General features: G+C 45.3%; 12 protein-coding genes and 1 tRNA gene. 11 read left to right on the forward strand and 2 right to left on the reverse strand.

Going from position 1 to position 17,244, the window contains the following annotated elements; genetic code table 11:
- Positions 1 to 25: 25 nt before the first annotated feature.
- Positions 26 to 102 (forward strand) — tRNA-Arg (locus tag L0991_02190).
- Positions 103 to 370: 268 nt separating this feature from the next.
- Positions 371 to 1,456, forward strand: coding sequence for a chorismate synthase (gene aroC / locus L0991_02195; protein XGB62894.1), 1,086 nt, complete (start codon positions 371 to 373; stop codon positions 1,454 to 1,456).
- Between the two features lie 72 nt (positions 1,457 to 1,528).
- Here the strand turns inward: aroC and L0991_02200 are convergent, their stop codons facing one another.
- Complete coding sequence (locus tag L0991_02200; GenBank protein ID XGB62895.1) at positions 1,529 to 2,152, reverse strand: trimeric intracellular cation channel family protein; 624 nt, start codon at positions 2,150 to 2,152, stop codon at positions 1,529 to 1,531.
- Positions 2,153 to 2,451: 299 nt separating this feature from the next.
- Here L0991_02200 and L0991_02205 point away from each other — a divergent pair, with 299 nt between their 5' ends.
- The 3 genes from L0991_02205 to L0991_02215 all read left to right on the forward strand — a co-directional run bounded on the left by L0991_02205 (position 2,452) and on the right by L0991_02215 (position 3,950).
- Complete coding sequence (locus L0991_02205) at positions 2,452 to 2,982, forward strand: elongation factor P hydroxylase (protein ID XGB62896.1); 531 nt, start codon at positions 2,452 to 2,454, stop codon at positions 2,980 to 2,982.
- 9 nt (positions 2,983 to 2,991) lie between these two features.
- Entirely contained in the window at positions 2,992 to 3,255 is a 264-nt protein-coding gene (locus L0991_02210) for a YfcL family protein (protein XGB62897.1), read from the forward strand.
- A 173-nt stretch (positions 3,256 to 3,428) separates the two neighbouring features.
- Complete coding sequence (locus L0991_02215) at positions 3,429 to 3,950, forward strand: NAD(P)H-dependent oxidoreductase (GenBank protein ID XGB62898.1); 522 nt, start codon at positions 3,429 to 3,431, stop codon at positions 3,948 to 3,950.
- A 134-nt stretch (positions 3,951 to 4,084) separates the two neighbouring features.
- Here the strand turns inward: L0991_02215 and mnmC are convergent, their stop codons facing one another.
- The gene (gene mnmC, locus L0991_02220) at positions 4,085 to 6,235 is read right to left on the reverse strand and encodes a bifunctional tRNA (5-methylaminomethyl-2-thiouridine)(34)-methyltransferase MnmD/FAD-dependent 5-carboxymethylaminomethyl-2-thiouridine(34) oxidoreductase MnmC (GenBank protein ID XGB62899.1); all 2,151 of its coding nucleotides are present in this window, start codon (positions 6,233 to 6,235) and stop codon (positions 4,085 to 4,087) included.
- Positions 6,236 to 6,291: 56 nt separating this feature from the next.
- On the opposite strand from mnmC, the gene fabB reads away from it, so the two are divergent.
- The 6 genes from fabB (at position 6,292) to accD (ending at position 17,225) form a co-directional block, all read left to right on the forward strand.
- Positions 6,292 to 7,503: a beta-ketoacyl-ACP synthase I gene (fabB, locus tag L0991_02225; GenBank protein ID XGB62900.1), complete on the forward strand. Its 1,212-nt coding sequence runs from the start codon at positions 6,292 to 6,294 to the stop codon at positions 7,501 to 7,503.
- Between the two features lie 430 nt (positions 7,504 to 7,933).
- On the forward strand, positions 7,934 to 9,067 hold the full coding sequence (locus tag L0991_02230; GenBank protein XGB62901.1) for a 4-phosphoerythronate dehydrogenase: 1,134 nt from the start codon (positions 7,934 to 7,936) through the stop codon (positions 9,065 to 9,067).
- Positions 9,068 to 9,079: 12 nt separating this feature from the next.
- A complete protein-coding gene (locus tag L0991_02235) occupies positions 9,080 to 10,093 on the forward strand; it encodes an aspartate-semialdehyde dehydrogenase (GenBank protein XGB62902.1) in 1,014 nt (337 codons plus the stop codon).
- A 208-nt stretch (positions 10,094 to 10,301) separates the two neighbouring features.
- Positions 10,302 to 15,182, forward strand: a complete 4,881-nt coding sequence (locus L0991_02240; GenBank protein XGB62903.1) for an ATPase — start codon at positions 10,302 to 10,304, stop codon at positions 15,180 to 15,182.
- A 146-nt stretch (positions 15,183 to 15,328) separates the two neighbouring features.
- Positions 15,329 to 16,123 carry a tRNA pseudouridine(38-40) synthase TruA gene (truA, locus tag L0991_02245; protein XGB62904.1) on the forward strand — a complete coding sequence of 265 codons (795 nt, stop codon included), beginning with the start codon at positions 15,329 to 15,331 and terminating at the stop codon, positions 16,121 to 16,123.
- Positions 16,124 to 16,298: 175 nt separating this feature from the next.
- Positions 16,299 to 17,225, forward strand: a complete 927-nt coding sequence (accD, locus tag L0991_02250) for an acetyl-CoA carboxylase, carboxyltransferase subunit beta (GenBank protein ID XGB62905.1) — start codon at positions 16,299 to 16,301, stop codon at positions 17,223 to 17,225.
- The last annotated feature ends 19 nt before the right edge of the window (positions 17,226 to 17,244 follow it).

The following is a 17,244-nucleotide window of genomic DNA, read 5'->3' on the forward strand; positions in this document are numbered from 1 at the left end:
AATTCGTATAATTCCCTCCTGTAGCGCGCCCTTAGCTCAGCTGGATAGAGCACGTCCCTTCTAAGGATGTGGTCGAAGGTTCGAATCCTTCAGGGCGTGCCATTATTTAAAGAAACCCGATAGCTCTCTGAGTTGTCGGGTTTTTTGCATTTCATCCATCATAAAACACTTCTTTTAAAGCTCCAGTTATTTCCTGTCCTTATTCATTTCGTTCGGCTCATGTAATAGAAAGTTAAAATTGTTCCTTTTTTGGGGTTTACATCATTTAGTAATAAAGCCACTATGAATTCACGAAGAATAGACAAGTAAAGCTGTTCACCAGCGGGTTTAGGAATCAAACCTTCTGCTGATGGCTGATTTAGAGGAAGTAATGGCAGGAAACAGTATCGGACAACATTTCCGCGTGACCACGTTCGGAGAAAGTCACGGTATCGCACTAGGATGTATCGTAGATGGGTGCCCACCAGGATTAGAAATTACCGAAGCAGACCTTCAAAAAGATTTGGATCGTCGTCGCCCTGGTACTTCTCGTTATACCACGGCTCGCCGTGAAGCGGATGAAGTAAAGATTTTATCAGGTGTATTTGAAGGCCAAACTACGGGTACTTCTATTGGTCTATTGATTGAAAATACAGACCAACGCTCTAAAGACTATTCCGAAATTAAAGACAAATTCCGCCCAGGCCATGCTGATTACACGTACCATCAAAAGTACGGTGTGCGTGATTACCGTGGTGGTGGTCGTTCTTCAGCTCGTGAAACAGCAATGCGTGTTGCGGCTGGTGCGATTGCAAAGAAATACCTAAAGCAAGAGTTTGGTGTTGAAATCCAAGCTTACCTTTCTCAAATGGGTGATATCTCAATTGATAAAGTGGATTGGAACGAGATTGAAAACAACGCTTTCTTCTGTCCTGATGCGGACAAAGTACCTGAGTTTGACCAACTGATTCGTGACCTACTAAAAGAAGGCAACTCGATCGGTGCGAAGATTCAAGTGGTCGCGACTAAAGTGCCAGTAGGCCTTGGTGAGCCGATTTTTGATCGTCTAGATGCTGATATCGCGCACGCGCTAATGAGCATTAATGCTGTGAAAGGTGTTGAGATTGGTGATGGCTTCGATGTGGTTAATCAACGCGGTAGTGAACACCGTGATCCATTAACGCCAGAAGGCTTCACTAGCAACCATGCTGGCGGTATTTTAGGTGGTATCTCTACTGGCCAAGATATTGTGGCAAGCATTGCGCTTAAGCCAACATCAAGCATTACGGTTCCAGGTGACACTATCACTAAAGATGGTGAAGCGACGCAGCTAATCACTAAAGGTCGTCACGACCCATGTGTTGGTATCCGTGCAGTGCCAATTGCAGAAGCGATGCTAGCGATTGTTTTACTCGATCATCTATTACGCCATCGTGGTCAGAACCATGGCGTAACGACGAATACTCCTCAAATCTAACGATTGAGTGAATGAAAGAAAGGGTTGCTTCCTATTGGAGCAACCCTTTTTGTTTTCTAGTGGTATTCGCTATTAATGCACAGAGCTTTCAGGATCAAGCTGGAATGAAGGCAAGCGCCACTTGAATCTCACCGCTGCCATGCGCAGCAAGTAGCCGACCACAAGCGTTACAATCGTTGCAGTGACATCGTTAATACCAAACTCGAGTAAGCCTAGGTATAAGCCTGAAGCAATCAGTGCGATAGAGGCGTAAAGCTCTTCATGCAGCACCAGAGGTGTTTGACGACAGATAAGATCACGCAGCAAACCACCAAATACGCCAGTAACCAGTGCTGATACCATGCAGATCATTGGATGAAGGCCCATGTTCATCGCCACTTTAGTACCAATGATACTGAATACAATCAGACCTAGTGCATCTAGACGAATGAACAAGCCTTTAAGTTTAATAACCCACTTAGCTAGGCCTGTTGTGACAACGCCTGCCACACAAGTAATCGCAAGAAATTCAGGGTTCTCAACCCAACCTAACGGGTAGTGACCAAGCAAGATGTCTCGCACTGTACCACCGCCAATAGCCGTTGCGCTGGCAACCAACATTACACCAAACCAATCCATTTTTTGTTTACCAGCACTGAGAGCGCCGGTCATGGCTTCTGCCGTGATGCCAATGATATACAAAACACTTAGTAGCATTGCTGTAGCTCTATTATTTAGGTCTATAAATTGGAGTCTTATAGGCCTTGGAGATATAAAAATGAAGCGCGAGTGTAGTAGTAAAATTGGCAATTGACGAATGAATATTTGTACCGTGAATAAGCATTTCAGATTAGCTAAACTAATCATTCACCTAAAAGTGGTGTAATCTGGATGCTGCAATCGATTGTCCACCGATAGGACAACGATATTGCTAATGTCATTACCCCTAATAGGGCTTTACCGAGCGCGTAAAAAAACGCAAAATGCGCCTGTTCTTTTTACTTTAATTTGATTCTATGACGCACCAATATCCAGACATCATCAATATCTTCAACCAAACCTTTTTCGAGAGCTTCAATACTAAACTCGAATTGGGTGAAGATGAGCCTATTTATCTGCCAGCCGATGAGCAGGTTCCTCACCATCGTATCGTGTTTGCTCGTGGGTTTTATGCTTCAGCACTGCACGAGATCGCGCACTGGTGTGTAGCGGGCCCTGAGCGTCGTCTACTGGAAGATTTTGGTTATTGGTATGAGCCAGATGGCCGAACAGAAGCGGTTCAAGCTGAGTTTGAAAAGGTAGAAATCCGCCCGCAAGCGTATGAATGGATCATTGCGACCAGTGCAGGCTTTCCTTTTAATGTTAGCTGTGACAATCTACACGGCGATTTTGAGCCAGATCGTTTGGCCTTTATGTATAAAGTACACAAAGAAGTGATGGGTATCCTAGAAGTTGGTCTTCCACCAAGAGTCAAAATGCTTTCCGAAGCGTTGCGCGACTTCTACGATGTAGAACCTCTGTGTGCTAGCCAGTTTATTGTGAAATAAGAGAATATTATGATTATCGAATTTGAAGAAAAACTACTTGAAGTAATTGATGCTCGCATTGAAAACGCATCAGACGACGAACTGTTTGCGGGTGGTTACTTACGTGGTCATATTTCTCTTTCAGTGGCTTCATGTGAAGAAGAAGGCATTGAAGATTTAGCAGAAGTGAAAGCGCGCATTGAGAAAAGCCTAGATGATGCTCGCTCTGAACTCACACCAGCCGATCGCACTATTGTGAATGACCTTTGGGTTGAGCTGCAAAACCAAGCTTAATCGCGGGTTATTTATCATTATCTGCTCGGTCCCTTCCTTTCCATTTTGCTGAGCAGTGAAGTTTGAGACTCATTCGAAATTTTTGAATGAGTCTGTTCAATCCTTGTGATGGTTCCATTTTCTGACTACGTTATTCTAATCCTACTTAACGAGATTACAGAAAGGGTTACATCATGAAAGTTATCGCATTCGGCGCAAGCACAAGCTCTACCTCTATCAACAAAACACTAGCAACTTACGCAGCTAACTTGATTGAAGGTGCTGACGTAAAAGTTCTCGACATCAATGATTACAACGTTCCTATGTTCAGTGAAGACACTGAAAAAGAGATTGGCCAAGCTGAAGGTGCACAAGCATTTTTGCGTGACTTAGCAGAAGCGGACGCATTTGTTATTTCTTTCGCAGAGCACAATGGCCACTATCCAGCAGCGTACAAAAACCTATTTGACTGGGCGACACGTATTGAGCGTTCAGTGTTTGGTGAGAAGCCTGCGGTATACCTAGCGACGTCTCCTGGTCCTGGTGGTGCGCAAACAGTACTTGGCGCGGCAACAGGTTCTGCACCGTACTTTGGCGGTAACGTTAAAGCATCGGTTTCAGTACCAAGCTTCTACGATAACTTCGACTTTGAATCTGGCGCTATCAGCAACGAAGAGATCGCACAGCAGATTAAAGAAGCCGTCGCTAAGCTTTAACTCTTATTAGTGCTTAAACCCAGTAAAGTCGTTTGAAAGTTTAAGTCATCAGATACAAAAAGCCCGAGAGACATAACGTCACTCGGGCTTTTTCATTACAAATACTCTGAATTAACGAGCGAGTAGTCCGTCAGCTATTGATTGGCTTTCGCTTGTTTATCTGCGACCCATCCCGCTGTTAACGCCTTACCCTTACGTAGTCTGCGTACCCACATTCTGCTTGGGTGAATGGCTTCCAGTACATCAGCAGGAAGAGGAAGTGGATCGCCACAAATTTGTGATGCTAAAACCTCTGCGAGTAGGGGAGCAGAGCTTAACCCGCGAGAGCCTAAACCGATAAAGCAGAATAGGTTAGGGAAGCTAGTGACGGTTTCAACATCGTCAACCGAGTCACGCTGTGGGTTAAAGTTATGCAGATTTTGGTACTGCTCTTTAATGGCTTCAAAGTTACCAACGTTACCGACAAACGGAAGATGATCGCGGCTTACACTACGGATACCTTGGCGTGCTAGGTTGCCACTGGTATCGACTTCTTTTGTCCACGCTTGATCTGGCAGTGACCCATGAAGGCGCTCGCCATTGTGCTGTTGAACTTCAGCATCAAACTCTTGGTCGATGTTGGTTTTGTCGTAGTTCGCGCCAATGCAATGGTGTCCATTGTTTGGGTTTTGTGGTGTTAAGTAACCATCAAAGCACAACACGGTTTTAAGTTTGCTGAGGTTTTCCGTGGTCGGAATGTGGCTAACTTGACCTTTAACTGGAGTCAGGGGTACAGGTTGAGTCTGCTCAAACTGAGTGAACTTGTGGCCGTTCGCAACCACCACTTGGTCATGCTTAGTTTGAATCTGACCTTGTGGTGTCTCAATCGTTAGTAGCCATTGCTGGTCTGTCTCTAGCCACTCTAGCTGAGTCACTTGATGTTGATAGTGTGTACTTACTTTATTGGTTTGTTCCAATTGACCAATAAGGCCTTGAGTAAGCTGAAGTGGGCTTAACCATCCACCTAGAGGAAAGTAGACGCTCTCTTTATCAACTGGTAAACCGATCTTTTCGTTTGCTTGCTCTGGCGATAAACGCTGAATCAAATCGGTGTGGAAATTACCTTCCAACATGCGATTGAGCTTCTTAGTGGAACCTTCATCCCACATCAAAATGTTCACACCACACCAGTTATGATCGAATTCAATCGATGTTGCGGCTTGATTGATGAACTGACGCGCAAACAACAATCCAGGGCCGAATATACGCGAAACGTTTGAGGTCGCTTCACTCAACAGCGGGTAAATCGCACCTTGGTTATTACCAGAGGCGTTACCCGCAGCTTGCTGGTGTTCACAGTAAAGCGTGATGTTCTTACCACGGCGACTCAGTGTTTTAGCCAACGCAACACTGGCAACACCACCACCAATGATCGCGATATCTTGTGAGTTACTGTGCTCTGATAAGCCATACCAAGGCTTGATATTGGTATGAGCATGTTTTTCGCCAAGTCGGCCTGCAATCATTTCACGTTTAGTACCAAAGCCTTTGACCTTCTTCATTTCAAAGCTAGCTTCAATCAAACCACGACGCACGAAACCAGCCGCGGTAAAAGTCGCACAGCTACAATCTTGCTTGGCCAGCTTTGCCATGCCATTGAATAGGTTTTGGTTCCACATCTCTGGGTTTTTGCTTGGGGCGAATCCATCTAGGAACCATGCATCTACCAAACCTTGCTTTGGTGTAGGCACGCTTGGCATACAGTCTTTAATGTCGCCGAACCATAAATCCAATGTGATCGCACCATCGCCCAATACAATGCGGTGACATTCAGGCAGGGCGATAGGGTAGTGTTCTTGGAGTTGCGTCGCATACTCGGCTAATTCTGGCCACGCTTGGTGCGCTTTGATGAGATCCTCTTTGTTTAAAGGATATTTCTCAAAACTGATGAAATGTAACTCTTTGGTAATAGCTTGAGGGTTATCTTTAAGGAAAGCATCGAACCATTGCCAAACCGCAAGAAAGTTGAGGCCTGTACCAAAGCCAGTTTCAGCGATCACAAAACGGCGCTGATCATGTTCAAGCCAACGCTCTGGAAGGTGGTTTTGCTTTAAAAAAACGTAACGAGTCTCTTCCAAACCATTCACGTTGGAGAAATAAACATCGTCAAATTGGTCTGAAACTGGCGTGCCAGACTCGTTCCATTCCAGCTCAGCATTAGTAATTGAAGTCATAAAATCTATCATTTTGTGATTTGAAGCGATATGTTGGTAGGGATTGTACGAATTTCTAGGAAAGCTGACCACTTTTGTTAGGCTTCTTAGTTATCATCTAGCTGAATTTAGAATTATAGGAATGTCACATGAAACGAGTCGTAATCACCGGTATGGGTATTGTTTCAAGTATCGGTAACAACGTCGAAGAAGTTTTAGCATCACTGAAAGAGGGTAAATCTGGTATTACCGCTTCAGAGCAGTTCAAGGAAAACGGCTTACGCTCTCAAGTTTGGGGTAACCTAAAAATGAACCCTGCTGACCATATTGACCGCAAAAAGATGCGCTTTATGGGTGATGCAGCGGCATTCGCTTATCTTTCAATGGAGCAAGCAATTGCGGACGCTGGTCTAACAGAAGAGCAAGTATCTAATGACCGCACGGGTATCGTTGCGGGTTCAGGTGGTGCTTCTTCTCTTAACCAAGTAAACGCAGTAGACATCATCCGTGAGAAAGGCGTTAAGCGTGTTGGTCCATACATGGTTCCACGTACAATGGCTTCAACGGTTTCTGCTTGTCTAGCAACTCCTTTCAAAATCCGTGGTGTGAACTACTCTATGAGTTCTGCATGTGCAACATCTGCACACTGTATTGGTCACGCAATGGAGCTTATCCAACTAGGTAAGCAAGACGTAGTATTCGCTGGTGGCGGTGAAGAGCTAGATTGGTCTCTGACTATGATGTTCGATGCAATGGGCGCACTTTCTACTAAGTACAACGATACACCTGAGCTAGCTTCTCGTACTTACGATGCAGACCGTGACGGTTTCGTTATCTCTGGTGGTGGCGGCATGCTAGTTATCGAAGAACTAGAGCACGCTAAAGCTCGTGGCGCGAAAATCTACGGTGAGATCGTAGGCTACGGCGCAACTTCAGATGGTTACGACATGGTTGCTCCTTCTGGTGAAGGCGCGGTTCGTTGTATGAAGATGGCAATGCAAAACGTTGATGGCGTTGACTACGTGAACACTCACGGTACTTCAACTCCAGTTGGTGACGTGAAAGAGCTAGGTGCTATCCAAGAAGTATTTGGTGGCAATAGCCCAGCAATCTCAGCAACTAAAGCGATGACAGGTCACGCTCTAGGTGCAGCTGGCGTACACGAAGCTATTTACTCAACGCTAATGCTAGATAACGGCTTCATCGCTCCAAGCATTAACGTTTCTAACCTAGACGAAGCAGCTGCTGGCCTAGACATCGTAACTGAAGCTCGCGAACAAGAGCTAACAACAGTTATGTCTAACAGCTTTGGTTTCGGCGGTACGAACGCAACGCTAGTAATCAAAAAATACCAAGCTTAATTAGGCTTGAGTTAGATAGACACAGGTTAATTGTTAACGGGTGACGCGAGTGCAGTTTCAACACGCACAGGAAACCCATTAACCATGACCCACAGAACAAAGCTTTCTGAACACAGGTTTAGAAATGGAAAGGTTTCCAGAGCTTGATCAGTAGTGGCTTTGGTCAGTACTGGTCGAACAGACGCAGACTCTGTCTCCTGGAGAGCGAGATAGGATCCTTTTGTTCTGGATGTTTGCCCGATTGTTAATTCAATCGGGCATTTTTCGTTTTAGGCTTGAGTAGTAAAGCTGAGTAGGGCAATCAATCCTTATCTGAACAAGCCTTTATTCATAATGTATTCCATTTGTTACTCGACACCGTGTGTGGAATTTTGCACAATCATTTCAATTCACATTTAGGTCGATAGACCCCAACAAAAGTACTCGCCAAATGAAAATCTTAATCGACGAAAACATGCCTTATGCTGAAGCGCTTTTTAGCCAGCTGGGTGAAGTGACAATGAAGTCTGGTCGCACATTAACTGCGGACGATCTGGTTGACGTAGACGCACTGATGATTCGTTCTGTCACTAAGGTGAACGAAGAATTAATTAGCAAAGCCAATAAACTGAAGTTTGTCGGCACTGCAACGGCGGGTATGGATCACGTCGACCAAGAATTGATGAAAGAGCGTGGCATTTTCTTTACTGCGGCACCGGGCTGTAACAAAGTGGGTGTGGCTGAATATGCGTTCAGTGCGATGATGGTTCTTGCGCAGCAACAAGGCTTCTCTGTGTTTGATAAAACTGTCGGTATTATTGGCTGTGGCCAAGTGGGTAGCTACTTAGCAAAATGCCTTGAAGGTATTGGTATTAAGGTTATGCTGAACGACCCTCTGAAACAGCAAGAAGGTGACCCCCGTGAATTCACTGAATTAGAAACTCTGCTTGAGCAATCAGACGTGATCACCCTGCATACCCCGATCACGAGAACGGGTGAGTTCCCAACTCATCATTTGATCAACGAACAAGTGCTTAATAATTTACGTGCTGACCAGATCCTAATTAATGCGGCTCGCGGCCCTGTGGTTGATAACCAAGCACTCAAAGCTCGTCTGCAAAAAGCTGATGGCTTCACGGCTGTCCTTGATGTATTTGAGTTTGAACCTGAAGTGGACATGGAACTGCTACCTTTACTTGCTTTCGCAACACCTCACGTAGCGGGCTACGGTCTAGAGGGCAAAGCACGCGGTACTACGATGATCTTTAACAGCTATTGTGAGTTCTTGGGTAGTGAAAAACGCGCTTACGCGAGCGATCTATTGCCAACAGCGCCTGTACCTCAAATGAAATTAGATAGAGCTTGGGACGAAGCAACACTGCACAATTTGACTCAGTTGATCTATGATGTGCGCAAAGACGATGCCTTATTCCGTCGCAATATCGCTACGCCAGGTTCTTTTGACAAGATGCGTAAAGAATATTGGGACCGCAGAGAGTACAGTGCAGTCGAGTTAACAGGTGATGATTCTTGTAATCTAGCGCCGTTAGCTAAACTCGGTTTTATGGTAAAGCCAACTTTATAAAAGAGAGAAACAATGAGCCAAGAATTTAATATTGCTATTTTAGGTGCGACTGGTGCGGTTGGTGAAACCATTCTTGAAGTACTTAAAGAGCGTAAATTCCCTATCGGAGAACTGCACTTACTAGCAAGTGAACGTAGTGAAGGTAAAACTTACCGCTTTAATGGTAAGACGATACAAGTGCAGAACGTAGCAGACTTCGATTGGTCTCAAGTTCATATCGCATTTTTCTCTGCTGGTGGCGACCTTTCTGAACAATGGGCACCAGTTGCTGCGGATGAAGGTGTTGTTGTTATCGATAACACATCTAAGTTCCGCTACGAATACGATGTTCCACTGGTTGTGCCGGAAGTGAACCCAGAAGCAATTGCTGAGTTCCGCAACCGCAACATCATTGCGAACCCAAATTGTTCAACGATTCAAATGCTGGTTGCGCTTAAGCCAATTCACGATGAAGTTGGCCTAGAGCGTATCAACGTGTCGACTTACCAATCGGTGTCTGGTGCAGGCAAAACAGGTATCGATGAGCTTGCTGGTCAAACCGCTAAGCTTCTGAATGGTATGCCAGCTGAAAACTCAGCATTCCCACAGCAGATCGCATTCAACTGTATCCCTCAAATTGATGAGTTTACGGAAAACGGTTACACGCGCGAAGAGATGAAGATGGTTTGGGAAACACAAAAAATCTTTAACGACTCTTCAATCACTGTGAACCCAACATGTGTTCGTGTACCAGTATTCTACGGTCACGCTGAATCTCTACACATTGAAACACGCTCTCCAATCGGTGCTGAGCATGTTGTTCAATTACTAGAGAACACAGAAGGTGTAGAAGTATTCCACGGTGCGGAGTTCCCAACTCAGGTTCGTGATGCGGGCGGTAAAGATCATGTAATGGTTGGTCGTATCCGCGGTGATATCAGTCACCACAGTGGCGTTAATATGTGGGTGGTTGCTGACAACGTTCGTAAAGGCGCAGCGACAAACGCAGTTCAAATCGCTGAAGTTCTGATTCGCGATTACTTCTAAGCCTCACCGCTTTGATAAACAAGCCTCACTCTTTAGTGGGGCTTTTTTAATCGATTAAAAATATTGTTAGTCAAATTGTGTGAAATTGCTGCGAATATTGTCGCTGCAACACATTTTTTGTTTTCATCTCTATAGTTTTACGTCATTTATCCGATATATTTAATAGATCATCACATTATCCGAATTTAAGCACCTAGCTGAGCCTTTTATGTTTCAAATTTTCAAGCAGTGGTTAATACCTTTTGCCGTTATCATTGCGACTCAGATTTCCGTTGTTCGTGCAGATTCCATTCGAGTTGTAGGGCCTAATGGTCAGATACAATCAGCGCCTACTTTTTCAGAACCTCTTCAAAGAGCTCAATCGAATAGCGCAGAGCCTTCTCGTTTCTACGGTCCAACGCGTGGAAATGAAACGCTGTGGTCTATTGCCTCAAAACTGCGCCCAGATAACTCTGTTTCCGTCCAACAAACCTTGTTGGCAATTTACCGACTGAACCCACAAGCATTTGAAAACCAGAATATCCATAGCTTATTGCCTGCTAGCCATTTACGTGTCCCTTCTTTAGAGCAAGCTCGTGCGAGCTCAACGCAGCAAGCTATTAACATCATGAACTCGCATTTGGCGAAGCTTGATGAACCAGCAGCCAAGCCAAAAGCCGCTCAGGCTTCAAACCAATCGAATGTGGGATCGAAAAATTCGGTGCCTGCCAAGCCAGATCCGGCCGTAGAAACCGCGAAAAAATTGGTTTCAGGTGCGCCATCTTCTTCTGTTAAAGAGATGAACAAACTGGAGAAGCAGCTAGAGCTATCTGAAAGCGAGCTTCTATCTCTTGAGGAGAAGAACCATCAACTTCGATTGATGTTGTCGGATGTTCAGTCTGAAGTGGATGTGCTTAAGACAGAGCTGAGCGACGAAGACCGTATTCGCAGTGAAGTTGAAAAGTTACTTGCTGAAGAGCGCAGAAAGAACGCTGAAATTGAAAAAATGGCACCAAGTGCAATGGACCAGCTGTTGTCGAATGGCTGGCTAGTCGCTGCACTTGCGATTATTCCTGGTCTTCTACTTGGTCTTATCATTGTGATCTTGTTGGGTCGCCGCTCTAAAAATGAAGAGCAACAGCAACCAACACAAGACCAGCCTATTCAGCCTGAGCCAAGCAGCGCTGCCCCAATGATGCTGGCTGATGAGATCGACGACCTAGACAATGAGTTGTCTCTCGATGATGAGCTGTTTGGTACAGAAGATGATGCGAACAAGCTATTTGATGACCAAGCACTGGCTGACGAAGACGATGTGTTTGCAGGCCTAGATGAGTCGGACCTTGATTTCAACCTTGATGGTGAAGACGATGATCCGTTTGCCAGCATCGGTGAGAACGGCGATTTAGACACTAACTTCGATGATCTAGATTTAGACAGCAGCAACGGCATCAGTGTTAATGGCGAAGAGAAAGCGCTTGGTCTAGAAGAGATGGAACGTGCGCTTGATAAGACGGCAGAAAGCGCGCTTGATTCTGATGATGGTGACTTTGACTTGTCGGACGACAACTCAATGTCTGCTGATGATATTGAAGCACTTCTATCTCAAGAGTCGCAGACAGAGGACCTAGGTTCCAACGAACTGGATCAGTCTATGCTCGATGACCTGTTTGCATTGGATGATGAGGATGATGACAGCTTCGATATTGATGCTCTGATCTCAGAAGAACAAAGTGATTCGAAACCGAGTGCAGACACGACTGCAAGCGATGATTTTGATATCGATGCACTTATTTCTGAACAGCAAACTTCTCAGCCAGAGCCAACAAGTGTTGAAGACGATATTGATGACATTTTCGCGCAAGTGGCAGCTCAGAATGAACAGAACGATCCTTTCAATCTAGATAGCGACGATGAGAGTGCCAAAGACCTAAATAGTAGTTTGGCTTCTGATGACGATATCGAAAACATTTTGGCTCAGTTTGACCAACCTCTGGAAAGCGAAGAAGAGCAGCAGAGTGTTGACCTGCTTGACGAGCAATTAGCCGGTGATGATGTCGATTTAAGTAACTCGACAGACCTACTTGATGAGATGTTGGAAAATAACTCTGATGAGGATTCTGAAGGTGAACCTCTAGGTTTTGACGCTCTGTCTGAATTGGAAGAGCTGTCAGGCTTATCAACCGATGATGAACTGAACATTTCTGAAGACAGCACAGAGACGCTAGATGAGCTGCTTAGCGACTCGGACGATGACTTTGAGATTGATGCTGAGAGCACCGACCTTTTAGATGAGTTCCTTGACGACGATATCAATGATACTGAGCTTACTCTAGACAGTGATGAAACCTTGGATGAGCTGCTAGGAAACGAGCTGTCGGCGGATGAAGACGATCAGTCAGCGACTGAATCTCTGGATCCATTCGATGAGCTACTGACGAGCGGTATTGAAGACGAGATTGAGTCTGAAGAGCAAGCCTTTGATAAAGAGCTTGAAGCTGCATTCGACTTCGACACACCAAATGATGATGTAAGTAGCCTTGCAGAGGCTGATATCGAGTCGTTACTTTCTGAGCCTTCTGCTGTACCTGAACCTACTGAAGCTGAACTTGATGAGCCGGTAGTTGCAGAGCCAGCACTACAAGTCGACGACATCGAAGTTAACGACGAGCTAGTAAGCACAGAAGCGCCAGAAAATACTACAGAGCCAGAGCTCAAGAATGATGAAGCTGCATTTAATCGTGATGACTTTATCGATGATATGTTTGGTGTTGCACCTGCTACAGATGCGCTACTCAATGACCCGTTGGACACCACTGATGAAGCGCTTATCGATGAGTTGATGACGCCAGAATTGGGCGCACACGTTGAAGAAGTTTCTGAGCACCCCGCTCAATCTGACGTGATTGAACCAGTGGTCGAAGATACAAAACCAGAGATAGAAAGCGATGAGTTAGATATCGATTCGTTACTCTCTGAAAATAATAATGTTGAGGAGTTTGAGCAGGAGCAACCTGAACTTGAACCTTCACCGGAACTAGGCAGTTCAGAAGAAAGCGCGCCAAGATTTGATAACGAGGCTGCGTCTCCAGCTTCATTAGGTGACATTTCTGACGATGATGAAGATACCGTTGAAGACTGGCTAGCTGAAGCGATCAACGATGTAGAATCTCCATCGAACGTTGACTCTGATTTTGACTTTGAACCTAAGATTCAAGGTAGCGAAGAGTTCGATAGTGCTGTTGAATCCTTGCCAGAGCCAGAGCCAGAGCCAGAGCCAGAGCCAGAGCCAGAGCCAGAGCCAGAGCCAGAGCCAGAGCCAGAGCCAGTTCGTGCTGCGAACATGCCAGAGATCATTCCAAATGAATTCGGTGTGCCACAAGATGACGATTGGCTGATTGACGAAGACACCACTGAAGTAGTTGCTGAAACTGCTGAAGAACCAACGCCAGAGTCTCTACCTGAAACGGCACTACAGCCAGAAGCGGCAGAGCAACAGAGCGAAGATGAATTCTCGTTTGATGATTTCGAGCTTCCAGAATTTAATGAAGAAGATGCATTGGCGGAAGCCGAGGCTGAAACTGCCATTGAACCGCAAGCTGAGTCTCAACCTGAAACAGCACTACAGCCAGAAGCTGAAGAACAACAGAGCGAAGGTGAGTTCTCGTTTGATGACTTCGAGCTTCCAGAGTTTAATGAAGAAGATGCATTGGCGGAAGCTGAGGCTGAAACTGCCATTGCACCTCAAGCAGAGCCTCAATCTGAAACAGCATCACAGCCAGAAGCGGCAGAGCAACAGAGCGAAGACGAATTCTCGTTTGATGACTTCGAGCTTCCAGAGTTTAATGAAGAAGATGCGTTAGCTGAAACTGAAACAAAAGTTAGCACTCAACCGCTAGTTGAGCCTCAACCTGAAATAACGCCACAAGCAGAAGCTACAGAGCAACAGAGTGACGATGAGTTCTCGTTTGACGACTTTGAGCTACCAGAGTTTGGTGAAGAAGACGCACTTGCTGAGGCTGTGAGTGAACCTGATGAAGCTCAGCTAGAGCAAGATTTATCGGATGGCAGTGAGAAGTTTGAGTTCGATGATCTTGACCTTCCAGAATACGATGAAGAAAGTGCTAAAGCGGACTCTGTTTTAGATGATATTGAGCAGAGCAGTGCAGAGCCTGTTGCAGAGGAGCAAGGCGTACAGTTTGACGAGTTCGATTTACCTGAATACGGTGAAGATGAAGCGATCTCTGATGCATTTGCAGAAAAGCCGACGCCATTAACTGCCTTTAGCCCGCAGGGAGAAGAGCAAGATGCACTGCATGACCTGTTCTCGAACCCACAAAGTTTTGCTGGTGCGGATGACTTCTCGGATGTCAATGAAGCGGATTTAGCCGGATTCCCAGAAGCGAACCAACCAACAAGTGCACCTTCAGTGTCTAGTGCTGAGGTCAGTGAAGTTGAAGACGAGCCGTTAGAGGGCTTCGATAACTTTGATGAAACTAATTTGGCTGAATTGCTTTCAGAAGATGTTCAAGACACAGTCGACAACATGTTCGAGAAGCCATTAGATGCGACATCTATTGATAGTGCTGGGTTAGACATTGACGCAATGCTTGAAGTGGGCGGTGAAGATTGGAAAGGTTTTAATCTTGCGCCAGAACAGCAATCGAGCATGCAAGATGATGTCCCTGATGATCAACAAGAGATCTGGGCGTCTGCAGAGCAGCAAGCTGAACCTAAGATCAAAGAAGAGAATTGGGCGCAACAGGATAACTTGACCGAATCATCGAACAGTCGTGACAAGCAGTACATGACCATCGATGAATTGATGGCTCAAGTTGAGCAAGAGGGTGAAGATGCGATTAACCCAGACGAAGAAGAATTGAAGCTGGATGTTGGTCTGAATGAATTCCCTGACGTGATTGGCGATATTGGAAACTATGATGTTGATAGTAACGCTGAAGCCGCTGGTAAGCTTGATCTCGCGAAAATCTACATTGAGATGAGTGACTCTCAAGGTGCGATTAAGCTCCTAGAAGAGGCGATTGTCGACGGAAGCGACGATATTCGCCGAGAAGCCAAGAATCTTATCGATACGTTAAACGGACGATAAACTGGACGAGATATAAAGGGTAGCATTGGCTACCCTTTATTTTTTGGCGAGTCGTTCTTCTAATATTATAGATTTAGCTGCTTCCTATTTGGGATAGCACTCATTTCCGTATATACTTCTCGCCCATTTTCAAAGAGAACAAGAACATGAAAATTGCTTTAGGTATTGAATATAACGGTACCCACTACTTTGGTTGGCAGCGCCAACGAGACGTGAAAAGTGTCCAAGAAGAATTGGAAAAGGCTCTTTCGGTTGTCGCAAATCACCCAGTAGAAGTTCAATGTGCAGGACGAACGGATGCCGGTGTTCACGGTACGGGACAAGTCGTTCACTTTGAAACCAATGTCGACCGCAAAATGGTGGCATGGACAATGGGTGCAAATGCCAATATGCCTAAGGACATCGCTGTTCGTTGGGCAACTGAAGTGAACGAAGATTTTCATGCTCGCTTCTCTGCAACGGCACGTCGCTACCGCTATATCATTTTCAATCATGCACTGCGCCCAGGAATCTTGAATTCAGGCGTGAGCCACTATCATGGGCATCTTGACGAGATAAAGATGCATGAGGCTGGTCAGTACCTGCTAGGTGAAAATGATTTCACGTCGTTCAGAGCAACGCACTGTCAATCTCATAGTCCGTGGCGAAACATGATTCACTTGAACGTGACTCGACATGGCCATTACATCGTCATTGATATTAAAGCGAATGCATTTGTACACCACATGGTGAGAAACATTACGGGTAGCCTAATTGCTGTCGGTAAAGGTGAACAGAAGCCAGAGTGGATTAAGTGGTTACTTGAAGCGAAAGACCGTAAGTTGGCTGGAGCGACCGCCAAAGCCGAAGGTCTCTATTTAGTAGACGTAGATTACCCAGAAGAATTCGGTCTTCCAAGAGAGCCAATTGGTCCTCTGTTTCTTCCAGATAATTTGAACTAAATGTGGGACTTAGGTTCAAAAAATATTGCGAAATCGTGCGTAAAATAGCTCAAGAAAATAGGTACAACCAGTTTTTTATCTACACTTGCTGTTTTATGTGCTTTAATCTCCTCGCATAATTCCCAAATTTATTTCTTTCGCAATCAAGCGGAAGAATCGAAACAAAAGGTCTTCCATGAGTTGGCTTGAAAAGATTTTAGAAAAAAGCAACATCGTAACATCTCGTAAAGCGTCTATCCCTGAGGGTGTTTGGACTAAATGTACTTCTTGTGAGCAGGTGCTTTACCATGCTGAACTAGAGCGTAACCTAGAAGTATGTCCAAAATGTGACCATCACATGCGCATGAAAGCACGTCGCCGCCTAGAAACATTCCTAGACAAAGGTGAGCGTGTTGAACTTGGTACTGATCTTGAGCCGCAAGACAAACTGAAGTTCAAAGACTCTAAGCGTTATAAAGAGCGTATCTCTGCTGCTCAAAAGAACAGTGGTGAAACTGACGCACTTGTAGCAATGAAAGGTGAACTACTAGGTCTACCAATCGTAGCGTGTGCTTTTGAATTCTCATTCATGGGTGGTTCAATGGGCTCTGTAGTAGGTGCTCGTTTTGTTCGCGCTGTAGATGCTGCTATTGAAAACAACTGTGGTTTAGTTTGTTTCTCTGCAAGTGGTGGTGCGCGTATGCAAGAGGCACTAATGTCTCTAATGCAAATGGCAAAAACCAGTGCTGCACTTGAGCGTCTTTCTGCGAAAGGTCTGCCGTTCATTTCAGTAATGACTGACCCAACAATGGGTGGTGTTTCTGCAAGTTTGGCAATGCTAGGTGATATCAACATCGGTGAGCCAAAAGCACTTATCGGTTTTGCTGGTCGTCGTGTAATCGAGCAAACAGTACGTGAAGACCTACCTGAAGGTTTCCAACGTAGTGAGTTCTTACTAGACCACGGTGCTATCGACATGATCGTTGACCGTCGTGAAATGCGTCAGCGCGTAGCTAGCCTAGTTGCAAAAATGACCAATCAGCCTTCACCATTAGTAGTTTCTGTGAACGATTCACCGAATGAAGCTGCTTATGAAGTACCAGAAGCGCCAGAAAAAGGGTAAAGTACCTTCTAACAAACCA

The organism is Vibrio chagasii, assembly GCA_041879415.1.
Classification (GTDB): Bacteria; Pseudomonadota; Gammaproteobacteria; order Enterobacterales; family Vibrionaceae; genus Vibrio.